At 72.2% G+C, this 23,168-nt stretch carries 21 protein-coding genes and 1 other RNA gene; 4 read left to right on the forward strand and 18 right to left on the reverse strand.

Going from position 1 to position 23,168, the window contains the following annotated elements; all coding sequences use genetic code 11:
• Positions 1 to 127 precede the first annotated feature (127 nt).
• From ssrA to EDF21_RS03690, 11 genes are all read right to left on the reverse strand, one after another.
• Positions 128 to 505, reverse strand: a transfer-messenger RNA (tmRNA) gene (ssrA, locus tag EDF21_RS03640).
• A 129-nt stretch (positions 506 to 634) separates the two neighbouring features.
• Positions 635 to 1,111, reverse strand: coding sequence for an SsrA-binding protein SmpB (gene smpB, locus EDF21_RS03645; RefSeq protein WP_056046102.1), 477 nt, complete (start codon positions 1,109 to 1,111; stop codon positions 635 to 637).
• Positions 1,112 to 1,227: 116 nt separating this feature from the next.
• Positions 1,228 to 2,142 carry a permease-like cell division protein FtsX gene (ftsX, locus tag EDF21_RS03650; RefSeq protein ID WP_123570322.1) on the reverse strand — a complete coding sequence of 305 codons (915 nt, stop codon included), beginning with the start codon at positions 2,140 to 2,142 and terminating at the stop codon, positions 1,228 to 1,230.
• Positions 2,139 to 2,882: a cell division ATP-binding protein FtsE gene (gene ftsE / locus EDF21_RS03655; protein ID WP_043593759.1), complete on the reverse strand. Its 744-nt coding sequence runs from the start codon at positions 2,880 to 2,882 to the stop codon at positions 2,139 to 2,141. The genes ftsX and ftsE overlap by 4 nt, the downstream gene beginning before the upstream one ends.
• 103 nt (positions 2,883 to 2,985) lie before the next feature.
• Positions 2,986 to 4,095: a peptide chain release factor 2 gene (gene prfB / locus EDF21_RS03660; protein ID WP_056046106.1), complete on the reverse strand. Its 1,110-nt coding sequence runs from the start codon at positions 4,093 to 4,095 to the stop codon at positions 2,986 to 2,988.
• A 70-nt stretch (positions 4,096 to 4,165) separates the two neighbouring features.
• Positions 4,166 to 4,768 carry a hypothetical protein gene (locus EDF21_RS03665; RefSeq protein ID WP_123570323.1) on the reverse strand — a complete coding sequence of 201 codons (603 nt, stop codon included), beginning with the start codon at positions 4,766 to 4,768 and terminating at the stop codon, positions 4,166 to 4,168.
• A gap of 66 nt (positions 4,769 to 4,834) precedes the next feature.
• Positions 4,835 to 6,661 (reverse strand): choice-of-anchor G family protein, encoded by a 1,827-nt coding sequence (locus tag EDF21_RS03670; RefSeq protein ID WP_123570324.1) that lies wholly within the window; start codon positions 6,659 to 6,661, stop codon positions 4,835 to 4,837.
• Entirely contained in the window at positions 6,658 to 7,641 is a 984-nt protein-coding gene (locus EDF21_RS03675) for a hypothetical protein (RefSeq protein ID WP_123570325.1), read from the reverse strand. The genes EDF21_RS03670 and EDF21_RS03675 overlap by 4 nt, the downstream gene beginning before the upstream one ends.
• Before the next feature lie 8 nt (positions 7,642 to 7,649).
• Positions 7,650 to 8,258 (reverse strand): signal peptidase I, encoded by a 609-nt coding sequence (locus tag EDF21_RS03680; RefSeq protein ID WP_148053623.1) that lies wholly within the window; start codon positions 8,256 to 8,258, stop codon positions 7,650 to 7,652.
• Between the two features lie 11 nt (positions 8,259 to 8,269).
• Positions 8,270 to 9,025, reverse strand: a complete 756-nt coding sequence (locus EDF21_RS03685; RefSeq protein ID WP_199736204.1) for an acyl-CoA dehydrogenase — start codon at positions 9,023 to 9,025, stop codon at positions 8,270 to 8,272.
• A 228-nt stretch (positions 9,026 to 9,253) separates the two neighbouring features.
• Complete coding sequence (locus tag EDF21_RS03690) at positions 9,254 to 10,420, reverse strand: cysteine desulfurase family protein (RefSeq protein ID WP_056046118.1); 1,167 nt, start codon at positions 10,418 to 10,420, stop codon at positions 9,254 to 9,256.
• A 78-nt stretch (positions 10,421 to 10,498) separates the two neighbouring features.
• Here EDF21_RS03690 and glgX point away from each other — a divergent pair, with 78 nt between their 5' ends.
• The 3 genes from glgX to EDF21_RS03705 all read left to right on the forward strand — a co-directional run bounded on the left by glgX (position 10,499) and on the right by EDF21_RS03705 (position 13,831).
• Complete coding sequence (gene glgX / locus EDF21_RS03695) at positions 10,499 to 12,544, forward strand: glycogen debranching protein GlgX (protein WP_123570327.1); 2,046 nt, start codon at positions 10,499 to 10,501, stop codon at positions 12,542 to 12,544.
• Positions 12,541 to 13,044, forward strand: coding sequence for a Cys-tRNA(Pro) deacylase (gene ybaK / locus EDF21_RS03700; protein WP_056046122.1), 504 nt, complete (start codon positions 12,541 to 12,543; stop codon positions 13,042 to 13,044). Before glgX ends, ybaK begins: the two co-directional genes overlap by 4 nt.
• Before the next feature lie 145 nt (positions 13,045 to 13,189).
• On the forward strand, positions 13,190 to 13,831 hold the full coding sequence (locus EDF21_RS03705; RefSeq protein WP_123570328.1) for a DUF1294 domain-containing protein: 642 nt from the start codon (positions 13,190 to 13,192) through the stop codon (positions 13,829 to 13,831).
• 10 nt (positions 13,832 to 13,841) lie between these two features.
• Here EDF21_RS03705 and EDF21_RS03710 read toward each other — a convergent pair whose 3' ends face one another.
• The 3 genes from EDF21_RS03710 to EDF21_RS03720 are packed head-to-tail and all read right to left on the reverse strand — an operon-like array spanning position 13,842 to position 18,049.
• Entirely contained in the window at positions 13,842 to 15,959 is a 2,118-nt protein-coding gene (locus tag EDF21_RS03710) for an ABC transporter ATP-binding protein (protein WP_123570329.1), read from the reverse strand.
• The gene (locus tag EDF21_RS03715) at positions 15,956 to 17,053 is read right to left on the reverse strand and encodes an ABC transporter permease (protein ID WP_123570330.1); all 1,098 of its coding nucleotides are present in this window, start codon (positions 17,051 to 17,053) and stop codon (positions 15,956 to 15,958) included. Before EDF21_RS03715 ends, EDF21_RS03710 begins: the two co-directional genes overlap by 4 nt.
• A gap of 9 nt (positions 17,054 to 17,062) precedes the next feature.
• Positions 17,063 to 18,049, reverse strand: a complete 987-nt coding sequence (locus tag EDF21_RS03720; protein WP_056046129.1) for an ABC transporter permease — start codon at positions 18,047 to 18,049, stop codon at positions 17,063 to 17,065.
• A 219-nt stretch (positions 18,050 to 18,268) separates the two neighbouring features.
• Here EDF21_RS03720 and EDF21_RS03725 point away from each other — a divergent pair, with 219 nt between their 5' ends.
• Positions 18,269 to 19,942, forward strand: a complete 1,674-nt coding sequence (locus EDF21_RS03725; protein ID WP_158612847.1) for an ABC transporter family substrate-binding protein — start codon at positions 18,269 to 18,271, stop codon at positions 19,940 to 19,942.
• A 30-nt stretch (positions 19,943 to 19,972) separates the two neighbouring features.
• Here the strand turns inward: EDF21_RS03725 and EDF21_RS03730 are convergent, their stop codons facing one another.
• Genes EDF21_RS03730 through EDF21_RS03745 form a run of 4 tightly spaced genes read right to left on the reverse strand, consistent with a single transcriptional unit; the run spans position 19,973 to position 23,029 of the window.
• Positions 19,973 to 20,578, reverse strand: coding sequence for a signal peptidase I (locus EDF21_RS03730; RefSeq protein ID WP_233568348.1), 606 nt, complete (start codon positions 20,576 to 20,578; stop codon positions 19,973 to 19,975).
• Positions 20,575 to 21,483, reverse strand: a complete 909-nt coding sequence (locus tag EDF21_RS03735; RefSeq protein WP_123570332.1) for a hypothetical protein — start codon at positions 21,481 to 21,483, stop codon at positions 20,575 to 20,577. Before EDF21_RS03735 ends, EDF21_RS03730 begins: the two co-directional genes overlap by 4 nt.
• Entirely contained in the window at positions 21,474 to 22,433 is a 960-nt protein-coding gene (locus EDF21_RS03740; RefSeq protein WP_123570333.1) for a hypothetical protein, read from the reverse strand. The genes EDF21_RS03735 and EDF21_RS03740 overlap by 10 nt, the downstream gene beginning before the upstream one ends.
• Entirely contained in the window at positions 22,430 to 23,029 is a 600-nt protein-coding gene (locus tag EDF21_RS03745; RefSeq protein WP_158612848.1) for a TasA family protein, read from the reverse strand. The genes EDF21_RS03740 and EDF21_RS03745 overlap by 4 nt, the downstream gene beginning before the upstream one ends.
• Positions 23,030 to 23,168: the final 139 nt, after the last annotated feature.

A 23,168-nucleotide genomic window follows, 5' to 3' on the forward strand; every position in this document is an offset into this window, starting at 1 on the left:
CACTTCGGCGGTGCGATGCTCATCCGGCGGTGCGACACGGCGCGGACCGCTCAGGCCCGGGACGCACGAACGCCCCCGCCTCGAGAGGCGGGGGCGTTCGGTGTTCGAGAGGTGCGACGACGACCGGTGGTGGAGATGGGGGGAATTGAACCCCCGTCCATCGCTGAGATTGCACGCATTCTACGGGCGTAGCCAGATGAGGCGTTCTGCTCGGCTCCGACCTTTGTTACTGGCTTCTAGGTCGACGAGCCCAGCCCGAGTGCAAGTCCCGTGTGACCCCCAGGCGTAGTCACACAGCAAGCCATCTAAATGACGTCAGGATCTGGTTAGAAGGCGGTCACCAGACTGACGGACTCCATGTGGCTCTACTGCTTACGCAGCGAGAGCGAAGTCAGTGCGCTTGTTATTGGCACTTATTGTTTTCCAGAGATCGTTTACGAGATAACCCTGGATCCTCGGCCCGCTTCTCGTTCGCACACAGGCGATGTCGAAACCGATCATCCCCATGAGGGGGCCGTCGTCACACGCTCTTGAATTACCAACGCACGTTTCCGTGCGGCCCATCAGTCTACGTCGTCCGACGCGTTCGCGCCACCGTCGGCGACCCGCCCGCCCGTGCCCGACGACCGACCGGTCACTCCCCCAGGTGCTTGCGCGCCGACATCGCCGACTGCGCCTCGCGCGTCGCGGTGCGCTCGCGCAGGGTCTGGCGCTTGTCGTACTCGCGCTTTCCCTTCGCGAGGGCGATCTCGACCTTGGCCCGACCGTCGCTGAAGTAGATCTTGAGCGGGACGACCGTGAAGCCGCCCTCCTTGGTCTTCTGCCCGATCTTGTCGATCTCGTGGCGGTGCAGCAGCAGTTTGCGCTTGCGCCGGGGTGCGTGGTTGTTCCAGGTGCCCTCGGTGTACTCGGGGATGTGCACCGCGTCGAGCCAGGCCTCGCCGGCGTCGACGAACGCGTACCCGTCGACCAGCGACGCGCGGCCCTGCCGCAGCGACTTGACCTCGGTGCCGCTCAGGACGATGCCCGCCTCGTACGTCGTCTCGATCGTGTAGTCGTGGCGCGCGCGGCGGTTCGTGGCCACGACCTTCTCACCGCGTTCTTTCGCCACGCTGGCCTCCTGGTCGTTCGGGTGGGGGTGCTGCCGACAGGCAGCCGTTCAGTATACAGCGAAGGAGGCGCGGTGCCCGTCTGACGGACACCGCGCCTCCTTCACGAGGCCGGCTTCTAGACCTTGAGGTAGCGCCTGATGGCGACGTTCGCGCTGAGGGCTGCGAGCAGGATGCCGACGACGATGACGATCGGCACGACCAGGGCGGCGTCCCGCAGGCCGATGAACGGCGTGCCCTGGAAGGTCACCGCCAGGTAGCCCTTGACGAAGAAGTTCACGATCGCGACGATCGCCCCACCGGCCAGCAACGAGCCCACGAGGGCCGCGATCACCCCCTCGAGGATGAACGGCGTCTGGATGAACCGGTTGGACGCCCCGACCAGGCGCATGATGCCGAGTTCTCGACGCCGGCTGAACGCGCTCAACCGGATGGTCGTGGCGATCAGCAGCACGGCAGCGATCAACATGAGCGAGGCGATGCCGATGGCCGTGTAGCTCGCCGCGTTCAGCACCGAGAAGATCGGGTCGAGGTACCCGCGCTGGTCGACGACGCTCTGGACGCCGGCCAGGCTCGACAGGCTCTCGGTGAGGACGTCGGACTGCGTCGGGTCCTTGAGGTTCACCCAGAAGGTCTCGTTGAGGTAGGCCGGCTGCACGAACTCGGTGGCCGGGCTGTCGGCGAACTGCTGCTTGAAGCGGTCGTAGGCCTGGGTCTGGTCCTCGAAGTAGAACTTGTCGACGTAGGGCGTCAGGACGTCGCTGTCGAGCTGGGCGCGGACGCCGCCGATCTGGTCCTTGGTCGCCATCGCCCCGGTGCAGTTGCCGGTCGTGTCGGTGTCGGTGCAGAGGTAGACGGCGACCTGGGCCTTGTCGTACCAGTAGCCCTTCATCTGCGTGATCTGCATCTGCAGCAGGGCCGCGGTGCCGACGAAGGTCAGCGAGATGAACGTGACGAGCACGACGGAGATGACCATCGAGGCGTTGCGACGGAGGCCGCTGCCGACCTCGCTCATGACGAGTCCGAGTCTCATGCGTCGGCCCCTCTCGTGCTGAGGTCCTCGACCCCGATGGCCTGGATGGGCACCGCCTGGGTCTGGTAGCCGCCGTGACGCTCGTCGCGGAGGATGTTGCCCGCGCTGAGCTCGATCACCCGTCGTTGCATCTGGTCGACGATGCCCGCGTCGTGGGTCGCCATGATGACCGTCGTGCCGCCGGCGTTGATGCGCTCGAGCAGGGTCATGATGCCGGCGCTGGTCGACGGGTCGAGGTTGCCGGTGGGCTCGTCGGCCAGCAGGATCGCCGGCTTGTTGACGATCGCACGGGCGATGGCGACGCGCTGCTGCTCGCCGCCCGAGAGCTCGTGCGGCAGACGGTGCTGCTTGCCGACCAGCCCGACCATCTTGAGGACGTCGGGCACGGCCTCCTGGATGAAGCCCTTGCTCTTGCCGATGACCTGGAGGCTGAACGCGACGTTGTCGAACACGTTCTTCTGCGGCAGCAGCCGGAAGTCCTGGAACACGACGCCGAGGTTGCGCCGGAAGTACGGCACCTTGCGGCTCGAGAGCGTGCCCAGACGCTGCCCGAGGACGTGGATCTGGCCCTGGGACGGCTTCTCTTCCTTCAGCACGAGCCGCAGGAAGCTCGACTTGCCGGAGCCGCTCGCCCCGACGAGGAACACGAACTCGCCCTTGAGGATCTCGAGGGTGACGGCGTTCAGCGCGGGCCGGGGGTTGCCGACGTAGACCTTGGTGACTTCATCAAACCGAATCATGACGGGGATCACCCTAAGTGCGGCCGGCGACGATCGTCGCAGCGACTCGCTGCGGCGGGGCGGCTATGGATGTGCTGGGAGCCGCCGGGCGGGCGACGCCCGGTCAGTCCTGGTCGTCGCGCTTGCGCCAGCGGATGCCCGCCGAGATGAAGCCGTCGAGATCGCCGTCGAAGACGTTCGAGGGGTTGTTGACCTCGTGCTCGCTGCGCAGGTCTTTGACCATCTGGTAGGGCGCCAGCACGTAGCTGCGGATCTGGTCGCCCCAGCTGGCGGTGATGTTGCCCGCCAGCTCTTTCTTCTTGGCGTTCTCGGCTTCTTTCTGCAGCAGCAGGAGGCGCGACTGCAGCACGCGCATGGCGGCGGCGCGGTTCTGGATCTGGCTCTTCTCGTTCTGCATCGAGACGACGGTGCCGGTCGGGATGTGCGTCAGCCGCACGGCCGAGTCGGTCGTGTTGACGCTCTGACCGCCGGGGCCCGAGGACCGGAAGACGTCGACGCGGATGTCGTTCTCGGGGATGTCTATCGACTCGGTCTCTTCCATCAGCGGGATGACCTCGACCGCGGCGAAGCTGGTCTGGCGCTTGCCGGCGGCGCCGAAGGGGCTCATGCGCACGAGCCGGTGCGTGCCGGCCTCGACGCTGAGCGTGCCGAAGGCGTAGGGGGCGTCGATCTCGAAGGTGGCGCTCTTGATGCCGGCCTCTTCGGCGTAGCTGGTGTCCATGACGGTGGCGGACATGCCGTGCTTCTCGGCGTAGCGCAGGTACATGCGCAGCAGCATCTCGGCGAAGTCGGCGGCGTCGACCCCGCCGGCCCCGGCGCGGATCGTGATGACGGCCGGGCGCGGGTCGTACTCGCCGTCGAGCAGCGTCTGCACCTCGAGGACGTCCATCATCTTCTGCAGGGCCCTGAGCTCGGCCTGGGCCTCGTCGGCGCTCTCTTGGTCGTCGCCGTCGTTCGCCATCTCGACGAGCACCTCGAGGTCGTCGAGCCGCGCCTCGGTGGTCTCGAGCTTCTCGAGCTCGGACTGCCGGTGGCTGAGGGCGCTGGTGACCTTCTGGGCGTTGTCGGTGTCGTCCCACAGGTCGGGGGCCGAGGCCTGTTCGCTGAGTTCGGCGATCTCGGCGACGAGACGGTCTTGCCCGATCACCGCACGGATGTCTTCGAACGTGGCCCGGAGGGCGGCAATCTGCTCAGAGAAATCCAGTGCGATCATGGTCCCCGAGCTTACCCGGCCCGCGTGGGCCGGGCCTGCCCGTGCCCCGCTCCGATCGCTCGCCCGCTCGTCAGCGCCGGGCGACGCCCGCTTCCCTCAGGGCCACGTCGGCGAGGCGGCGGACGACCGCGGCATCCCCCGCGCGCCAGGCGGCCACCGGGTCGGGAGACACGGCGAGGGCGGCCTTCGCGTCGCGGCCGGTGAGTGCCCGCAACGCGAGCAGGTCCTCGCCGCCCGGCAGGGCGAGCAGCGCACGGACCGAGGAGGCGCGGCGCACGAACGCGATCCGCCCGCGCAGCCAGACCCACAGAACCACGAGGCTCGGCACCCCGGCGACGACGAGTCCTGCGACCAGCGCGGCCCGGGCCACGCCGTCCTGCTGCTGCCGTCCGGCGTCGGCGAGGGATTCTCCGGCCCCGCTGGCCCCGTCGAACGGGGCGCTGGCCGCACCGCCCACCAGGGGCAGCCCTTCCAGCGCGCGCGACGCGTCCTGCATGGTGCCCTGGAAGCCGGCCCCCGCCTCCTCGAGTTGCCTCCCGAGGTCGGCGAAGGTGCCGATGAAGGTCGCGATGCTCACCCCGAGCACGACGAAGAGGACGACGAGGCCGACGGCCACGACGTCTCCGGTCACCTGGCGGGTCCGGACGAGGGGCGAGGCCGAGTAGAGCTGCATGGCCCCAGTCTGACGCGAGGCGGCCCGCGAGGCGCGACCCGCGCCTCCTCGGGTCGGAGACGACGACTACCGGGGCACGGTGCTGACGGGTCCCACCCGCGAGGTCGCGAGGTCGAGCGAGGTGACCGTCGTCGCTCCGGCCGACAGGGCCACCCGCAACGCCCCCACCTGGTAGGGGACGGTCGTCCACTTGTCGGGCGGGACGCCGGTCACGACGCCGCCCGGGTAGCCGGCCTGGTCGGGGCGCAGGTTCACCCTCAGCGACAGGACGGACGGCAGGCGCGTGGTCAGGGTGCCGAGCGCCGTGAGCACCGGGGCGAGCGTGGTCGAGAGGGTGCTGCCGAGGGTGGTGACCGGGGTGACGAGCGTGGAGCGGACGAGCGTGGCCACCGACGCGAGCAGCGACCCGGCCGAGCCCGTCAACGCGGCGAGCAGCGGGTTCAGCACGTTGCCGAGCAGGGTGGAGAGCGCCCCGCTCAGCACCCGCGTGGTGACCACCGCCGTCGCGGTGGACGGGGACGCGAGCAACTGGCCGAGCGTTCCCCCCATCGCGACGTCGACGGCGAGCACGTCGACGGGGACGCCGAGCACCGTCGCCCGCAACGTCACCGTCAACGCCACCGACAGCTGCGCCGCCGACACCGCGGACTGCAGCGCCGCCACGACCCGTTGGGTCAGGCCGTCGAGCATCGACCCGACCGTGGTCGTGATCGAGGCCATCGCCGCCGCGCTCAGCACGAGTTCGGTGTTCGGGGCGAGCCCGTTCAGCCCGCCGGGCTGGCCGACCAGCGTGGCCAGGTCGACCGACACCACACCGGTCGACGGGGTGATGGTGACCGTGCCGTCCGTGCTGGTGACCGACCCCGCGAGCACCGGGTCCACCGCCGACTGCAGGGCCAGGCCGGTGAGGGTGACCGAACCCGTGACCCCGCCCAGGCTCAGCAGGTTCGTGAGGCCGTTCACGGTGGCGAGCACGCCGTCCCGGACGGTCCTCGAGATCGTGCCGTTGACGCCCGTCAGGCCGGCGGCGGCCGTGTTCAGGCTCGTGACCGTGCTCGACACCTGACCCGACAGTCCCGCCACCGCCGGGCTGTGCAGCTCGAGGGCGAGACCGGCGATGCCGTAGTCGCGGGTCACCCCCGTCACGCTGCCGTCGCCCCAGATGCGGCTCTCGAGCGCTCGGCAGCCGTCGAGGGTCGCCGTGGACGCCACCGCGCCCACGGTCAGGTCGGCCCGGTCGAGGGCGGTCGAGGCGGGCAGCACCGAGGTGAGGCCGATGCGGGCGGGACCGGGCAGTGACGAGGCGGGGGTCGTCGGCGTCACGCCGAGCCCGCCCGAGTCGCTCACCAGACCCGCGGCGGCGGCCGCCGTGCCGGTCGGGGCGACCCGCGTGAACTGGTTGAGGGCTCCGGCCGACCCCGCCGGCAGGTTCGTGCCGAGCCCGGTCAGGTCGAGGCCGACGAGACCCGACCCCGCGCTCGCCGACAGGGGATTGCGGAACGTCGTCGTGCCTCCCGCGTCCGTGGTCGGGGCGGGCGACGCCGGCACCGCGGTGACGACGCCGGAGCGGGTGCGCGTCAGGTCCGCCCCACGCACGGCCGCGACGGTGTCGAGGTCGGTGCCGGCCAGGCTGCCGCGCACGAACCGGCTGGACGCGGCGGCGGCGTACCCGGTGTCGGTGCCGCAGGTGAACCTCGTGGTGCCGACGAGCCCGTACGTGCGCTCGGAGTCGGTCCAGGCGGCGGTCGTCACGGGCGGCGGGGGCACGATGACGGCACCCACGACGGCGACGACGGCCGCCACGGCGACGACGGCCCGTCGCGCGGTGAGCGCCGCGACGAGGCGGGCGACACCCGTGGGGCGACGGCGACGGCGGCCGTGCGTGCCGGTCACGACGTCACCGCCCGGCGTCGTCCGCGGAGGTGCAGCGAGAGGCCGACGACCAGGGCACCGGCACCCGCGATGGCCGGGCCGGACGAGAGGCCGCCGGTGAAGGCGAGCGCCCGCGGGGCGTCCACGCCGCTGAGGGTCACGTCGACGGGGCGCCCGTCGCCGGCGGAGTCGATGACGGGGGCGACGCCGCCGGGGCCGGTGCCGGTGCCGCCGGTGCCGGGCGCCGCCGGGTCCGCCCCGCCCGGGCCGGGACCGGCCGGGTCGCCGGGCACGGCGGTCGTGACGGTCGGCTCGGGCTCGGGCTCGGGCTCGGGCTCGGCTGGGAGGGTCGCGACGGGGTCCAGCGCCGTCGCCGTGATGCCGACGCCGACCCGGGCGCTCCGGCCCATGGACGAGGCGTCGTCGCCGCGCCCACCGGCGAGACCGAGGCTGACGAGCACGAAGACCCGGCCCGAGCCCCCGACCGAGCGCACCGGCCACGAGGGACTGCCGTCGACGAACGCGGAGGCGCGGGTCGGGGCGGTCACGGTCCGTGCCCCGGTCGCGCAGAGCGGCGTCGTCTCGACCCGCTGCCACTCGACGTCGCAGGTCTCGACCCCCAGCGTGAATCCGGCCTCGTCGTCGACGAGCGACCCCGAGCTGACGAGCTCGAGGCCGAGTGCCACCCGGTCGCCGGTCGTGACGTCGGTCGCGATCTGCCAGCGGCCCGGGGCCGCGGGCGCGATGTCCTCGGTGCCGGTCAGTTCGTCGGCCAGCACGAGGTGGCCGTCGAGGCCGGTCTCGGGCACGGGTTCGAGGGCACGGGCGGTGCCGGCCTGGACGGTGAGGGCCCCGCCGAGCACGAACGCGGCCGTCCCCACGACGGCCAGGAGCGTCGTCGCGGCGCGGTGCCCGCGGGTCGTGGGTCCGCGGTGCGCACCGCGGCCGTGGTGCTCGCCGCTCGGCCCGCCGGGCGCGCCGCCACTCGACTCCCCGTCCACGGTCGTCCTCACCCTCGGCGGACGGCGCCGCGTCGCGTCGGCCAGAAGGCCAGCACGACGGCGGCACCGACGACGGCGACCGCGAGCCCGCGGGCCGGCGGGGTCGACATCGTCGTCAAGACGAAGCCGAGGCCCGGGGCCGAGGCGACGACGATCCGGGCGTCGCGCACGACGTAGGGGTCGCGGTCGTCCGAGTCGTTGGCGTCGCCCCGCAGCACGAGGGAGCGAGCGGCGGCGTCGCCGGGCACGGCGGTGGTCGAGACCACCCGGTGGGTCACGGGGACGTCGAAGCCGGATCGGGGCACCGTGACCACGTCGCCGGGCCGCACGTCGGCCGCCGCGATCGCCCGGGTGACGACGGCGCCGCCCGCGGGCACGGTGGGACTCATCGAGCCGGTCAGGACGACCACGAGCGAGAGGCCGAGGACCGTCGAGACGGCGAGCCAGAGGAGGCAGACCGCGCCGACGAGGCCGACCACCGACAGCAGGAGCGTGCTGACGACGTCGACCGGTCGGCGGCGGGGGCGTCGGCGACGGCGCTCACGGCGATCCGCCCGGCGCGGCTCGACCTCGGGGCCCCGACGTTCCGCCCGGGGCCGGGTCACGGTGTCGACCACCGGTCGGCCCGTCACTCGACGCTGGTCGAGGCGAACTCCCACGCCGGGGCGGCGGTACGGCCCTGGAGCGTCGAGCTCGCCGACGTGGCGGCACTCGCCGGCAGGGTCACCTCGAAGCAGTAGAACTGCGTGGTGCCGGACGCGGCGGCGAGTCGTTGGGTGGCCGTGGCGCCCGTCGTCGAGAGCGAACCCGTGGCGATGGTCGTCGGCGCGGTGAACGCGGCGGCGGTGCAGGTCGGCGCGGCACCCCCGGCCGTGACCTCGACGGTCGCGACGCGGACGGTCAGGGCGCTGAAGAGCGCTCCCCCGGCATCGGCCACGGTCACGCCGGTGGCGGGCACCGCGGCCCGGACCTGCACGTCGGCGGGGACGCTCGTCGTGGCCGTCGTCCGCAGGGCCACGCCCGAGTAGACGCTCTCGCCCGGGCTCAGGGTCTGCGCGCCCGGCGTGAAGACCGTGCCGCGACCCGGTGCGGTCTCGTAGTCGGAGAAGCTCGCCGTGTAGGGCGAGGTGACGCTCTGCTGCACCTCGAACGTGCCGGTGCCGATGCCGGGGCCGCCCGTGCCGTCCCCGGCGTAGACCCACTCGCTGTCGGTCCAGGCCGCGACGGTGTAGCCGAGTCCGCCGACGACCAGCGCACCGCCTGCGGCGAGCGCCGCGACCTTGCGGAGGCGACGAGGTCTCGGCGCCGACCGGTCGTGCGTCGCGACGTCGTCGCGCGGGACCTCGCCGTGAGGGGTGTCGGAGGCAGAGCGGTGCTGCGACATGGTGGTGCTCCTGATCCGCGTCGCCTGGTGGGGGCGGCGCTCGGGGTGGTGCGATGGACGCCCGTGGTGAGCGGGCGGCGGGCCGGGATGCGGCGGCGGCGCGGGGTGGTGGGGCCCGGCCGGTGAGGCGTGCTCACGTGTGTTGGGGTCGAGTACACCACCCCCGCGCGGGGGCGACAACCCACCCGTTCGGGGGTCGTGGCCGGGGTGCCCTGCCCGGCGGCCGGATCAGCGGGCGCCGAGCACCGGGGCGCGGTCGGCGTAACCGGCCGTCGTGGCGCGCGCGACGGCGGTCGGGAGCGCCGCGAGCAGCGCGTCGACGTCGGCCTCGGTGCTCGTGTGGCCGATCGTCATGCGGAGCGCACCGCGGGCCGCGTCCGCCGGCAGGCCCATGCCGAGCAGCACGTGCGACGGTTCGGGGATGCCCGCCTGGCAGGCCGATCCGGTCGAGACGCTGACCCCGGCGGCGTCGAGCAGGAACAGCAACGAGTCGCCCTCGCACCCGTCGAAGGTGAAGTGGGCGTTGCCGGGCAGCCGGTCGACGGGGTCGCCCCGCAGCACGGCCCCGGGCACCGACGCCAGCACCCCGGCGATCAGCCGGTCCCGCAGCGGCTCGTAGGCCCCGTGCGGCTGCTCGGCCGCCACGGCGAAGGCGACCGCGGCCGGGGCGTCCTGCGTTCCCGAGCGCACCTGTCGCTGCTGTCCGCCCCCGTGGATCAGGGGGACGACGGTCGCCGACCGCGACAGCACGAGCGCTCCGATGCCGATGGGCCCGCCGATCTTGTGGGCGCTGACGCTGAGCGCCGCGAGCCCGGAGGCCGCGAAGTCGATCGGCACCTGCCCGTAGGCCGCGACGGCGTCCGAGTGCACCGGCACCCCGTGGGCGGCGGCGAGCGCCACGACCTCGTCGACGGGCTGCATCGTGCCGACCTCGTTGTTGGCCCAGAGCAGGCTGACCAGGGCGACGTCGTCGTGCTCGTCGAGGGCCGCGGCGAGGGCGTCGACGCGCAGCCGGCCCTGCTCGTCGAGCGGCAGCCAGGTGACGACGGCGCCCTCGTACCGTTCGAGCCACTCGACGGTGTCGACGGTGGCGTGGTGCTCGCCGGCGGGGACGAGGAGGCGCGGCCGCGGTCGGTCGGACTGCCTCGCCCACCACAGTCCCTTGATCGCGAGGTTGACCGCCTCGGTGCCGCCCGAGGTGAAGACGATCTCGATCGGGTCGCAGCCGAGGGTCGCGGCCACGCGCTCGCGGGCCTCTTCGAGGACGCGCTTGGCGTTCTGGCCGGCCGAGTGGATGGACGACGGGTTGCCGACCGTGCCGAGCGCCTCGGCGTAGGCGGCGATCGCCGCCGGGTGCATCGGCGTGGTGGCCGCGTGGTCGAGGTAGACGCTCATGTTCGGGTCCTCAGGCTGGGTGGGGCGGTGACGCTCGATCATTTCGGGGCCGACACGCGCCTCCTCTACTGTAAACGCGTGACCGACCCCGACCCCCTGCGCGATCTCGGCATCCGTTCCGGCCCCGACGGGCCGACGCTGCGCGTCTGGTCCGCGTCGGCGTCCCGGGTCGACGTCGTGATCGACGACGCCCCGCACGACCGTGTCGTCCCGATGGTCCGCGACGAACACGACGTGTGGAGCGCCACCGACGGCGCCCTCACCCCCGGGCGGCGGTACTGGTTGCGGGCGGACGGCCCCGCCGGGGGCGGCAACGCCTTCGACCCCTCGCTCGAGCTGCTCGACCCCTACGCGCGCGGGCTCGGTCGCACCGGACGCGGCACGTGGCAGTCGGCCGTCGTCGACGAGTCGTTCGACTGGGGTGGGGTGTCCAAGCCCCGCACGCCGCTCGACCGGGTGGTGGTCTACGAGGCGCACGTCCGCGGCCTCACCCGCCTGGCCCCCTTCGTGCCCGAAGAGCTGCGCGGCAGCTACGCCGGCCTCGCCGCCGAGTCGACCATCGCCTACCTGACCGGCCTCGGCGTGACGGCGGTGCAGCTGTTGCCCGTGCACCAGCACGTCGACGAGCAGCGCCTCGTCGCGCAGGGCATCGAGAACTACTGGGGCTACAACACCCTCGGCTACTTCGCCCCGCACGCCGCCTACGCCAGCCGCGACGCGCAGCTCGCCGGCGCCTCGGCGATCCTCCGCGAGTTCAAGGGCATGGTGCGCCTGCTGCACGAGGCCGGCATCGAGGTCTACCTCGACGTGGTCTACAACCACACGGCCGAAGAGGGCGAGGTCGGCGGCCCGGTCACGAGCCTGCGCGGTCTCGACGGCTCCGGCTACTACCGACACGACGCCGAGGGTCGACCCGTCGACGTGACGGGGTGCGGCAACTCGCTCGACACGAGCACGCCGGCCGCCTCGCGGCTCGTCCTCGACTCCCTGCGGTACTGGGCCGACGAGGTGCAGATCGACGGCTTCCGCTTCGACCTCGCCGCCACGCTCGGACGCGGTGCGGACCACGTCTTCGACCCCGACCACCCGCTGCTGAGCGCGATCGTGGACGATCCGGCGCTCGAGGGCGTCAAGATGATCGCCGAGCCGTGGGACGTCGGCATGGGCGGCTGGCAGACCGGCGCCTTCCCCGACGGCTGGATCGAGTGGAACGACCGGTTCCGCAACCGGGCCCGCGACTTCTGGCTGACCGACATCGCCGCCGCCCGGTCGCAGGGCGCACCCCCGTCCGGGCTCGGCAGCTTCGCGTCGAAGCTCAGCGGGTCGAGCAACATCTATGCCCACGAGCGCGGTCCGCTGTCGGGCGTCAACTTCGTCACGGCGCACGACGGCTTCACCCTGCTCGACCTCGTCTCGTACGACGGCAAGCACAACCTCAGCAACGGCGAGGACAACCGCGACGGCACCGACGACAACCGCTCGTTCAACCACGGCGTCGAGGGCGACAGCGTCAACCCCTGGATCTCGGACGCCCGCCGCCGCTCGATGCGCAACCTGCTCGCCACCCTCTTCGTGTCGGCCGGGATCCCCATGCTGACCGCCGGCGACGAACGCGGCCGCACCCAGCACGGCAACAACAACGCCTACTGCACCGACAGCGAGCTCACCTGGGTCGACTGGTCCGACGAACCCTGGCACCGGGACCTGCGCGACGACGTCGCCACGCTCTCCCGGCTGCGAGCCGAGAACCCCGCCTTGCGCCCGTCGCGGTTCGGCCTCGACGGCGCCTGCACGCTCAGCGCCAACGAGATGTCGTGGCACTCGGCCTCGGGCGACGAGATGCGTCCCGAGGAGTGGAACGACCCCGCCGTCCGCACAATGCAGTACCTCGCGACCTCGACGCCCGAGCACGAGGCGCCCAACACGGTCCTCGTCGTGGTGCACGGGGCCGAGGCCGCCGTCTCGGTGACGCTCCCCCGACACCACGGGGTGACGGCGTACGAGGCCCTGTGGTCGAGCGACGACCGCAGCCTGCCGCAGGCGACGGCCCCCGGTGACGACCTGCTCGTCTCGGGGCCGACCGTGGTGGTGTTCCGCGCCACGACGACCGAGGTGGCCTCGTGACCAGCAAGGCGTCCGGAGGGGCGCGCGGCCCCGCCACGCCGGCCACCGTCGCGCTCACCACGGCCGGCATCCCCTTCACGGCCCACACCTACGAACACCACGACACGGCGACGAACTTCGGCGAGGAGGCCGCCGCCGAGCTCGGCCTCTCGGCGGAACGCGTCTTCAAGACCCTCGTGGTCGACGCCGAGGGCACCCTCGTGGTGGGCGTCGTCCCCGTCTCGGGTCGCCTCGACCTCAAGGCGCTCGCGGCCGCCGTCGGGGCCAAGAAGGCCTCGCTGGCCGACCCCGCCCTGGTCGAACGCCGCACGGGCTACGTCGTGGGCGGCATCAGCCCCCTCGGACAGCGGACCGCCGCGACGACCGTGGTCGACGCGAGCGCCGCCTCCTTCGCCTCGGTCTTCGTCAGCGGCGGGAGGCGCGGGTTCGACATCGAGATCGCACCCGACGACCTCGTGCGCGCCACCGGCGGCTCCTACGCGGCGATCCGTCGCGACTGACCCGCGCCGCGCCTCCTCGGATTTGCGGCCACGCCGCCACGCCGCCACGAAGTAAACAATCCGCCACGCGAAAACGTGGCGGGATGTCGACCTCGTGGCGGGATGGCCGAATGCGGCACGGGCGACGCGGGATAGGGTCGGGCGCATGACCGGCAGCCCGGCCCGGGTCGAGGGCACGCTCACCTCGTGGGACGACGACCGCGGCTTCGGGTTCCTCACCCCGGCCTCGGGACGCGGCCGGGCGTTCGTCCACATCACGGCGTTCAGCCGCGGCACGGCCCGACCCCGGGTCGGTGACGCCTACTCGTACGAGGTCGACCGCCACGGCGACCGGGGGCCGGCCGCCGTGCGGGTGTCCGCCGTCGGATCGACCTGGACGGCGCCCCGGGGACGAGCCCCGCGCCCGACACGGGCCGGCCGGGTCGCCCTGGTCATCGGGCTGCTGCTCGTCGTGGCCGTCGCGGTCGTGGTGGGCGTCGTCCCCTCCACCGGGCCGTCCGCCCGGATCGACGGGGCACTCCCCTGGCTCGTCGCCACGGCCGTCGCCCTCGGCCTGGTGACGGCGGCGGTCTACGCGGTCGACAAGTCCGCCGCCCGTCGAGGACGTCGCCGCGTGCCCGAACGCGTCCTGCTGCTGCTCGGCCTGCTCGGGGGCTGGCCCGGGGCCCTCGCCGCGCAACAACTGCTGCGGCACAAGACGAGCAAGCGGTCGTTCCAGCTCGCCTTCTGGGGCACGGTCGCCGTGAACGTGGCGGTCGTCACCGCGGCCTCCGCGCTCGTCGGCTAGCGTCCGAGCCTCAGACCAGCTGCTTCTCGCGGGCGAAGTGGCACGCCGCCGTGTGGTCGGCACCGTCGCGTCCGTGCGGCAGCATCGCGGGGACCTCGTCCTCGCAGCGCGACCGCTGGGCCTCGGGCAGCATCGCGTAGAGCGGGCAGCGGCTGCGGAACCGGCAGCCGGTCTGCTTGACGGTCGGCGTGGGCGGGTCACCCGGCAGCACGATGTGCTCGCGTGCCCGCTCCTTGACGGGGTCGGGCACCGGCACGGCCGACAGCAGTGCCTGCGTGTACGGGTGCAGCGGGTGCTCGAACACCTCGTCGACCGGTCCCGTCTCGACGGTGCGGCCGAGGTACATCACCGTGACGCGGTCGGCCACGTGACGGATGACCGAGAGGTCGTGCGACACGAAGAGGTACGACAGGTCGAGCTTCGCCTTGAGCTCGGCCAGCAGGTTCAGCACGCCGGCCTGGATCGACACGTCCAGCGCCGACACCGGCTCGTCGAGCACGATGAGCTTCGGATCGGCGGCGAGCGCCCGCGCGATCGAGATGCGCTGCCGCTGGCCACCCGAGAACTCGTGGGGGTAGCGCGTCGCGGCGGCGGGCTCGAGCCCGACGAGGCGCATCAGCTCGGGCACCCGACGCGACACCTCGTCGCGGGGCCGACCGATCGCGAGCAACGGCTCGGCGATGATGTCGCTGACCGGCTGCCTCGGGTCGAGGCTGGCCATCGGGTCCTGGAAGACCATGGACACGGCACCGCGCAGCCTCTTCACCGTCGACCCGTCGAGCTTTCGGTCGAGGGCCGTGCCGAGCAGCTCGATGGTGCCGGCCTCGGGCACCCGGAGGTCCATGATCTCGTGCAGCGTCGTGCTCTTGCCCGAGCCTGACTCGCCGACCAGGCCGAGGGTCTCGCCCTCGCGCACGTCGAGGTCGACCCCGTCGACCGCCCAGACGCTGCCCACGCGTCGCTTGAAGACCGACCCCTTGGTGAGCGGGAACGTCTTGACGAGCCCGTCGACGTGCAGCACCCGGTCCCGCTCCGCCCGCGGGACGGCAGCGAGGCCCGAGGTCTCCACGGGCGGCAGGTCGTAGACGTCCTCGGGGTCGGTGCCCTCCCCCACCAGCTGGTCGGCGTGCAGGCAGGCCGCGCGGTGACCCGCCTCGACCGCCGGAGCCTGCTCGAGCGCGGGCTCGTCGACCCGGCACTCGGCCGTCGCCAGGGGGCACCGCGCCGCGAACGGGCAGCCCGGCGCCAGCGACAACAGCGACGGCGGCGTGCCGGGGATCGGCACGAGCGGCTGGTCCGACCGCTGGTCGAGGCGCGGCAGCGCGCCGATGAGACCCACGGTGTAGGGCATGCGCGGGTGGGCGAAGAGGTCGTCGGCCGTCGCCGTCTCGACGACGCGGCCGGCGTACATCACGGCGATGCGGTCGGCGAACCCGGCGATGACGCCGAGGTCGTGGCTGACGAACAGCAGCGCGGCCCCGGTCTCGCGCTGCGCCGTGCGCAGCACCGAGATGACCTGGGCCTGGATCGTCACGTCGAGGGCCGTGGTCGGCTCGTCGGCGAGGATGACGTCGGGGTCGTTGGCGATCGCCATGGCGATCATCGCGCGCTGCCGCATGCCACCCGAGAACTCGTGCGGGAACGAGTCGACGCGTCGCTCCGGCTCGGGGATGCCCACGAGCCCCAGCAACTCGATCGCCCGCTCACGAGCCTGCTTCTTCGTGCCGCCGCGGTGGATCAGGACCGTCTCGGCGATCTGCTGACCGACCGTGTACACCGGGGTGAACGCCGAGAGCGGGTCCTGGAAGACCATCGCGATCCGTTTGCCGCGGATCGCCGACATCGCCTTGTCGCCGCGGCCGAGCAGTTCTTCGCCGTCGAGCGTGATCGACCCCGTCACCTTGGCCGTGGCGGGCAGCAGGCCGAGCACGGCCAGGCTCGTGACCGACTTGCCCGAGCCCGACTCGCCCACGATGCCGAGCACCTCGCCGCGGCGCAGCGTCAGGTCGACGCCGCGGACGGCGCGCACGTCGCCGTCCGGGGTCGGGAAGGTCACGGTGAGGTCGTGCACCTCGAGCACCGGAGCCGAGGAGGCGCGGGTGCGGTCGACCGGTTCGGTGAGCGTCATGCGCGCTCCCCCTTCTCGTCGTTCGTACGGGTCGGCGCCGGTGAGCCGACGTCGGCCCCGGGGGCGGGGTTCGCGGCCTCGGAGACGCCGCCGGTGCGTCCGAGCGGCACCGCGCCTCCTCGGCTCTCGGCCGTCCGCCCGCGGGTGGGACGGCGACGACCGGTGCGCCCGGCCGTCGAGGTCGGGTCGAGCGCGTCCCGCAGCCCGTCACCCAGCAGGTTGCTGGCGAGGGCGAAGACGATCAGCGCACCGGCCGCGAAGAAGAACAGCCACGGCTTGGTGGTCGCCGCGCTCTGGTTCTGGGCGATCAGCGTGCCGAGCGAGACGTCGGGCGGCTGCACGCCGAAGCCGAAGTACGACAGCCCGGACTCGGTGAGCACCGCTGCCCCGATGGCGATGGTGGCGTCGATCACGAGGAACGAGGCCACGTTCGGCAGGATGTGCCGCACGATGATGGTGAAGTGGCCGATGCCCATGTACCGGGCGGCCCGGATGAACTCGCGCTCCTTGATGCTGAGGGTGAGCGAGCGCACCACGCGGGCCGTGATCATCCAGCCGAACAGGGCGAGCAGGGCCACCAGGATCAACCAGCCGTACTGCTTGAGGCGCGGCGACAGGATCGCGATGATCAGGAACGACGGCAGCACGAGCAGCAGGTCGACGAAGACCATCACGGCCCGGTCGATCCAGCCGCCGAAGTAGCCGGCCATCGCGCCGAGCATGCCCGCGATCACCGTCGAGAACAGGGCGACCAGCAGGCCGATCAGCAGCGACTTCTGCAGGCCGCGCGCGGTCTGTGCGAAGACGTCCTGGCCGATGTTGTTCGTGCCGAACCAGTGCGCCCCGGTCGGCGGCGACGACAGGGCCGTGTAGTCGATGTAGTTGTAGGCGTACGGCGAGACGAGCGGGCCGACGAAGGCGAAGACGAAGAGCAGCACGATCGTCACGAGCCCGACGGTGGCCCCGCGGTTGGCGAACAGGCGACGGAAGGTCAGCGCGAAGCGGTTCGTCGACGTGGCGGCGACCTCTTCTCGCGACTCGGGCACGACGGCGTCGGACGGCCCCTCGAGCAGGTCGGGTGTGAACCGGGTCATGGGGCGGCCCTACTTCTGCGCTCGGACGCGCGGGTCGAGCACCGCGTTGAGCACGTCCGACACGAAGCCGGCGAGCAGCACGACGACGGCGCTGTAGAGGGTGTAGGTGACGACGACGTTGATGTCGTTGGCCTGGACGGCGTCGATGAACCAGGCGCCGAGGCCGTTCCAGGCGAAGATCTTCTCGGTGAAGGTCGCACCGGTCAGCACCCCGAGGAACGCGAAGGCGAACAGCGTCGTCATCGGGATGAGCGCGGTGCGCAGCCCGTGCTTGAAGATCGCCGGCCGACGTCGCAGGCCCTTGGCCCGGGCGGTGCGGATGTAGTCGGCCTGCAGCACGTCGAGCATCGTCGCCCGTTGGTACCGGCTGTAGACGGCGATCAGGCCGACGCCGATCGAGATGGTGGGCAGCAGCAGGTGGGCGATGCGGTCCCAGGCGATCGTGCCGAGCCCGCCGGTCAGGTTGGGCGTCGCCTCGCCCGTGAAGGTGATCAGCTGGTACCCCAGGACGTCGTTGAGCTTCGTCGCCCCGATCTTGAGCAGCACCGCCGTGAGGAACACCGGCGTCGAGATCAGGACGAACGACAGCACCGACGACACGCGGTCCGAGAACGCGTACTGCCGGATGGCGTTCCAGGTGCCGACCACGACGGCCAGCACGATGCCGAGGATCGATCCCACCAGCAGGAGGCGCAGGCTGACGCCCAGCCTCGGCCCGAACTCCTGCGCCACCGGCTTGTCCTGGATGGTCTGCCCGAGGTCGCCCGTGAGGGCGCCGCCGACCCAGTGCACATAGCGCTCGCCGAGAGGGTCCTTGTCGTTGACCCCGATCGAGCTGAGCTTCGCGTCGACGATCTCGGTGGACGGACGCGGGTTGCGGTCGGCGTAGACGGAGCGCGGGTTGAGGGTCGCCGAGGCGAGGAAGTAGGTGAGCGACGTCGCGATGAAGACCAGGGCGACGTAGTACACCAGCCGGCGGGCGAGGAATCGAGCCATGGCAGATCACACTAGACGTACCCCGCGGCCCGACCAGCTGGCCAGGTTTCGAGCGTGTAACAAATTCACATGAAAGTTTGCGTGGATTCAAGGCGTCCGTACATTTGGGCACACGCGGTCAGCTCTCGGGAGGTGTCGCGACGCGTGCCCACACGAGTCGGCGACGATGCAGCATCCCGTCTGATCAGCACTTTTCACCACCCTTCAGTTCGGAGTGCCATGAAGATCACGAAGAAGCTCGGCCTCGCGGCCGGCCTCGTCAGCATCGCTCTCGTCGTCACGGCGTGCAGCGGTGGCGGCGGCAACGACGGCGACGGAGCCGCGAAGAACGGCCAGTTGTCCCCCGACGGCGACATCAACGCCACGGCGGCGGCCGACGTCGAGCAGGGCGGGACGCTGACCCTGCCGCTCAGCCAACTGCCCTCGCAGTGGAACTACGGCCAGCTCGACGGCGCCCTGGCCGACGCCTCGCTGATCGAGAGCGCCGTGCTGCCCCAGCCGTTCCGCATCGACGAGAAGGGCGTCGCGCAGATCGACGAGAACCTCGTCACGAGTGCCGAGGCCACCAGCGAGGACCCGCTGGTCGTGACCTACGACATCAACCCCGACGCGGTGTGGAACGACGGCACCCCGATCACGGTCGCCGACTTCCAGGCCTGGAAGACCGCACTCGACGGCTCGAACCCCGAGTACCTCGTCGGCAGCACCCTCGGCCCCGACCGCATGGCCTCCGTCGAGGCGGGCTCGAGCGACAAGCAGGTCGTCGTGACCTACGCCGAGCCGTTCTCAGACTGGAAGAGCATGTTCGCGCCGCTCTACCCGGCAAGCCTCTACAACGACCCGAACGCCTTCAACACGGCCTACGTCGACACCCTGCCCGTCTCAGGCGGCCCCTACAAGGTCGAGAAGATCGACACGACCGCCCAGACGGTCACGATCGTGCCCAACGAGACCTGGTGGGGCGACGCGCCGAAGCTGGACTCGGTGGTCTTCCGCGCCCTCGACAGCGACGCCGACGTCGACGCCTACCTGAACGGTGAGATCGACTTCGTCACGGGCAACTCGTCGGAGCGCTACGACCGCCTGAAGGACGCGAAGGACACCGACATCCGGGCGGCACCGTCGGCTCGCTACACGCACGTCGACTTCAGCACGAAGGGCGTGCTCGCCGACGAGAAGATCCGTCAGGCGATCCAGCACGCGGTCGACCGCGAGGCGCTCGGCAAGGTCATCACGGGCACCCTGCCCTACGAGCTGACCACGCTGAACAACCACCTGTTCCTCAGCACCGACGGCGCCTACCAGGACAACGCGAAGGAGACCGGAAACTACGACGTCGACGAGGCGAAGAAGATCCTGGCCGACGACGGGTGGGAGCTGAACGGAGACGTGCTCGAGAAGGACGGGAAGCAGCTCGAGATCGCCGTGACGATCCCGTCCGGCACGCCCATCTCGCAGCAGCTGTCCGAGGTCATGCAGAGCCAGCTCGCCGCGGTCGGCATCAAGCTGACGATCAACGCCGTCAGCGTCGACTCGTTCTTCGAGGACAACGTCACCCCGGGCAACTACGACATGACGATCTTCGTCTGGGCCGGTACCGGCTACCAGGCGTCCGGCGTCAGCATCTACAACTCGGACGAGCAGGGCCAGAACTACGGTCGCGTCTCGAGCCCCGAGATCGACGACCTGCTCAGCCAGGCCGTCGCCGAGGGCGATCCCGAGAAGGCCGCCGACCTGTACAACCAGGCCGACGAGAAGATCTGGGAGATCGGGCACTCGATGCCGATCATCCAGGCGCCGTACATCTCGTTCCAGAGCCCCAAGCTCGCGAACTTCGGCGCCCGCGCCGGTGCCAGCGACGTGGACTGGACGGTCGTCGGCTTCACGAAGTAGACGCCTCCCCCGGGCCCGTCCGGCCCCCGCTCAGCGCGGGGCCGGGCGGGCCTTCCGCGTCCCCGCCCGCCGTCGCTGCGCCTCCACGAGGCCGGCGGCCAGCGAGTAGCCCGCGTAGCCGAGCAGCGCGATCGCCAGCAGCGGCACGATCCACGACCGGGCGTCGCCGTTCACGACCTGGTTGACGAAGCCGAGCCACGGCACCGAGTACCACAGCGTGCCGCGGACCTGTTCGGGCAGCACGAGCGCCTCGTCGGGTTCGGAGTTGTTGTCGCCCTGGGTGACGAACGCCGTGCCGCCGTCCGACGACGACACGATCTCGGTCACCCGGTGGCTGATCACCTCGGGGCGGCCGCTCTCGATCTGGTAGGTCACGACGTCACCGATCCGGATCTCGTCGGTCGGGGTCGGCTTCACCACGATCAGCGTGCCCGGGGGCAGCCGCGGCTCCATCGAACTGGTCAACACGGTCAGGGGCGTCGCCCCCGCGACCTTCGGCACGACGACCAACACGGTCGCGAGGCCGAGCACGAGCACGAACAGCCCCGCACTGAGGCCGAGGCCGAGAGCGTGCAGCAGCCCCTTTTCGCGCACAGCGGCGCGGCGGCCGCTCACGGCGGCGCGGCGGCCACTCACGGCTGCTCCCCCGAGGGGTCGACCTCGTCCGGGCGACGGCGCCCGACCGCCACGAACGCGCCCGACAGCACCGCGATCGCCGCGATCAGCAGCGGCAGCCAGCTGCCCCGCAAGGGCTCCGGCACGAAGTCGTCGAGCACGTCCAGGGAGTGGACGGGCAGCTCGGTGTCCGCGCCCGACCCGTCGGCGGCCCCGCCCGAGGCGCCGTCGCCGACGGAGGGCGCCGTCTCGTCGGCCGCACCGGCCGAGGAAGCGCGGGTCGCCACCGCCTCGATCGTCGCGCTCGAGGCACGGTCGCCTCCCGCGCCTCCTGTGCTCGTCTCGGCGGGGTCCGCCGCGCCGGCGGTCCCGGCCGACGCGCAGCCCGCCGGCACGGCCGACCCGGCCAGCCCCGTGAGCGTGACGAGCACGGCGAAGTCCAGGGTCTGGTCACCGGTGCCCGCGGCGGCGGAGGCGTCGAGGTCGACCGAGACGGTGACCGGGGCCTCCTGCCCGGCGGCGAGGCGGACCGGCGCGAGCACGGGGGTGCACCCGTCTCCGGACAGGGTGACGGGCGGCAGGTCGCCGACGTCGAGGTCGGAGTGCGAACGGACCGTGACCGCCTCGGCGAACGCGGGCGACGAGGTCGTGACGTCGACGAGGCGGGCGCTGAGCACGGCGGGCTCGCTCGAGAGGTTCTTGACGAAGAAGGTGCCCGTCGTGCCTGCCCCGGGGACGAGCCGCAGCCCGTCGCCGAAGAGAGCGGAGTCGAGGCGACCCTGCCAGTGTCGGCCGTCGTCGCTCACCATGAGGCGAGGCGCGGTCGAGGCCGTGGCGGGAGCCGCGGCCGAGACGACGCCGGGGCCCAGGACGACCGCCGCGACGGCGACGACGACCGCGACCGCCCGACCGCCGGTCACCCGCACTGGATGTTCCTCGTGCCGTACTGGTCGTAGACCACCGTGACCGTGCCGACGGCCATGAGGTCGGTCGGCTGCCCGTCGACCATCACGCGGATGTCGACGTGGATCGGGCCGTCGCCGAAGGGGTCCCTGGGCAGGTTGTCGCGGGTGAACGCGAAGTGCGGGTAGTCGCCGGTCCGCTCGTCGTTCGAGATCCGGGTGCCGCCGACGAAGGTCGCGTACCGGGTCGCGGTCGCCCGGGTCGACGGGTCGAAGTCGAGCCAGGCGTAGGCCTCGCCGTCGGTGCGGCAGACCGCCGTCTGCGGGGGGACGATCGTGTTGTTCTGGACGATCCGGCGGTCCTGCGGCGTGGCGGCCCACGACCCGGAGGCGAGCGACACCGTGAGGACCGGGTTCACGCGCCCGGTGGGAGAGGACGTCGCGATCGAGGTGCGGAGGCACCAGGTCGCGGCGGCCTTGCTCGCCAACGTCCCGGTGAGGTTCGGCACGGCGGACCAGGTGCCGCTGACGCTGCCCGGGCCGACGGCGGTCGTCGACGTGCAGGCGGACGCGGCGGTCACCGGCCACGCGACGACGGCGATCGTCGCGGCGAGGGCGGCGGAGCTGCCCGAGCTCAGGCTGCCGCTCGTCGAGTAGGACGCCGCGACCGTCCCCGAGTTCGTGAACGTCCAGGGCGCCGTGAGCGACCTGGTCGATCCGGCGTAGTCGGCCTGCAGGGCGTCGAGGGTGCCGGCCGTGAGGCCGAAGGCGCCGGTCCTGACCTGTTCGGTGACGGTGGCGGACGCCGTCCAGAGGGCGGACGCCGCGCCTCCCGAGGCCAGGACCACGCCGACGATCACGCCCACGACGACGGCGGCCAACGTCGATCGCGTGGTCGTCCGGGGCCGGCGCCCGCTCACGGTGCGGCGCCCGGTCACGGTGCGGCGCCCGGTCACGGTGCGGCGCCCGCTCACGGGGCCACCTGCGTCCCGGTCAGGACGAGCCCGATCGACGAGGTCTGGTTCTGCAGGGTCGCCGGGACGTCCGAGTCGAGTGTCACGACGACGCAGCCGGTGACGGTGACTCCGGCCGGCAACGTGAAGTACCCGCTCCCCGTGTCGAACGCGGCGGGCCGGGCCGAGTAGCCGCCGACGCCGACGACGCAGTCCGCGGCCCTCGCCACGGCGGCGAGCCTGACGGTCAGCTCGCCGGGCAGGGCGGACGCGGACGCCGTGGTGGTCCCGGCCGACACCCGCATGGCCAGGTCGACCGACCCCGTGTTGGTCGCGGTGAACGTCCCCGCGGTCGCGCCGCCGGGGCCGAGCGCGGACGTGTCGAGGGCCTTGACGGCGCCGACCGAGAGGCCCGCCGTCCCCGACCCGACCGTGACGGCCGTCGGCTTGACGGAGGAGTTCCACAGCGCGTAGGTCCCCCCGGTCGCCACGAGGGCGACGGTGACCGCGCCGGCCACGACGGCGGTCGCCGCCCACAGGGAGCGCAGCGCACGGCGGGACGACGAGGCGCGCTCGACCGAGCGGTGACGCGCGCGTCCGCGGGACGGTCCGGTCAACGTCTCACCCCCTGGTGGTCGATCGTGCGATGCGGCGGCCCGTGGGTCCCTGGGCGGGACGGACGGACGGAAGGGGGCGACCGGACCGCGTCGGGTGCGGTCCGGTCGCCGGTGGGTGACGGGGTGCGGTGGCCGTCGG

Source organism: Frigoribacterium sp. PhB118 (assembly GCF_003751725.1).
In the GTDB taxonomy this organism is placed as follows: Bacteria; Actinomycetota; Actinomycetes; order Actinomycetales; family Microbacteriaceae; genus Frigoribacterium.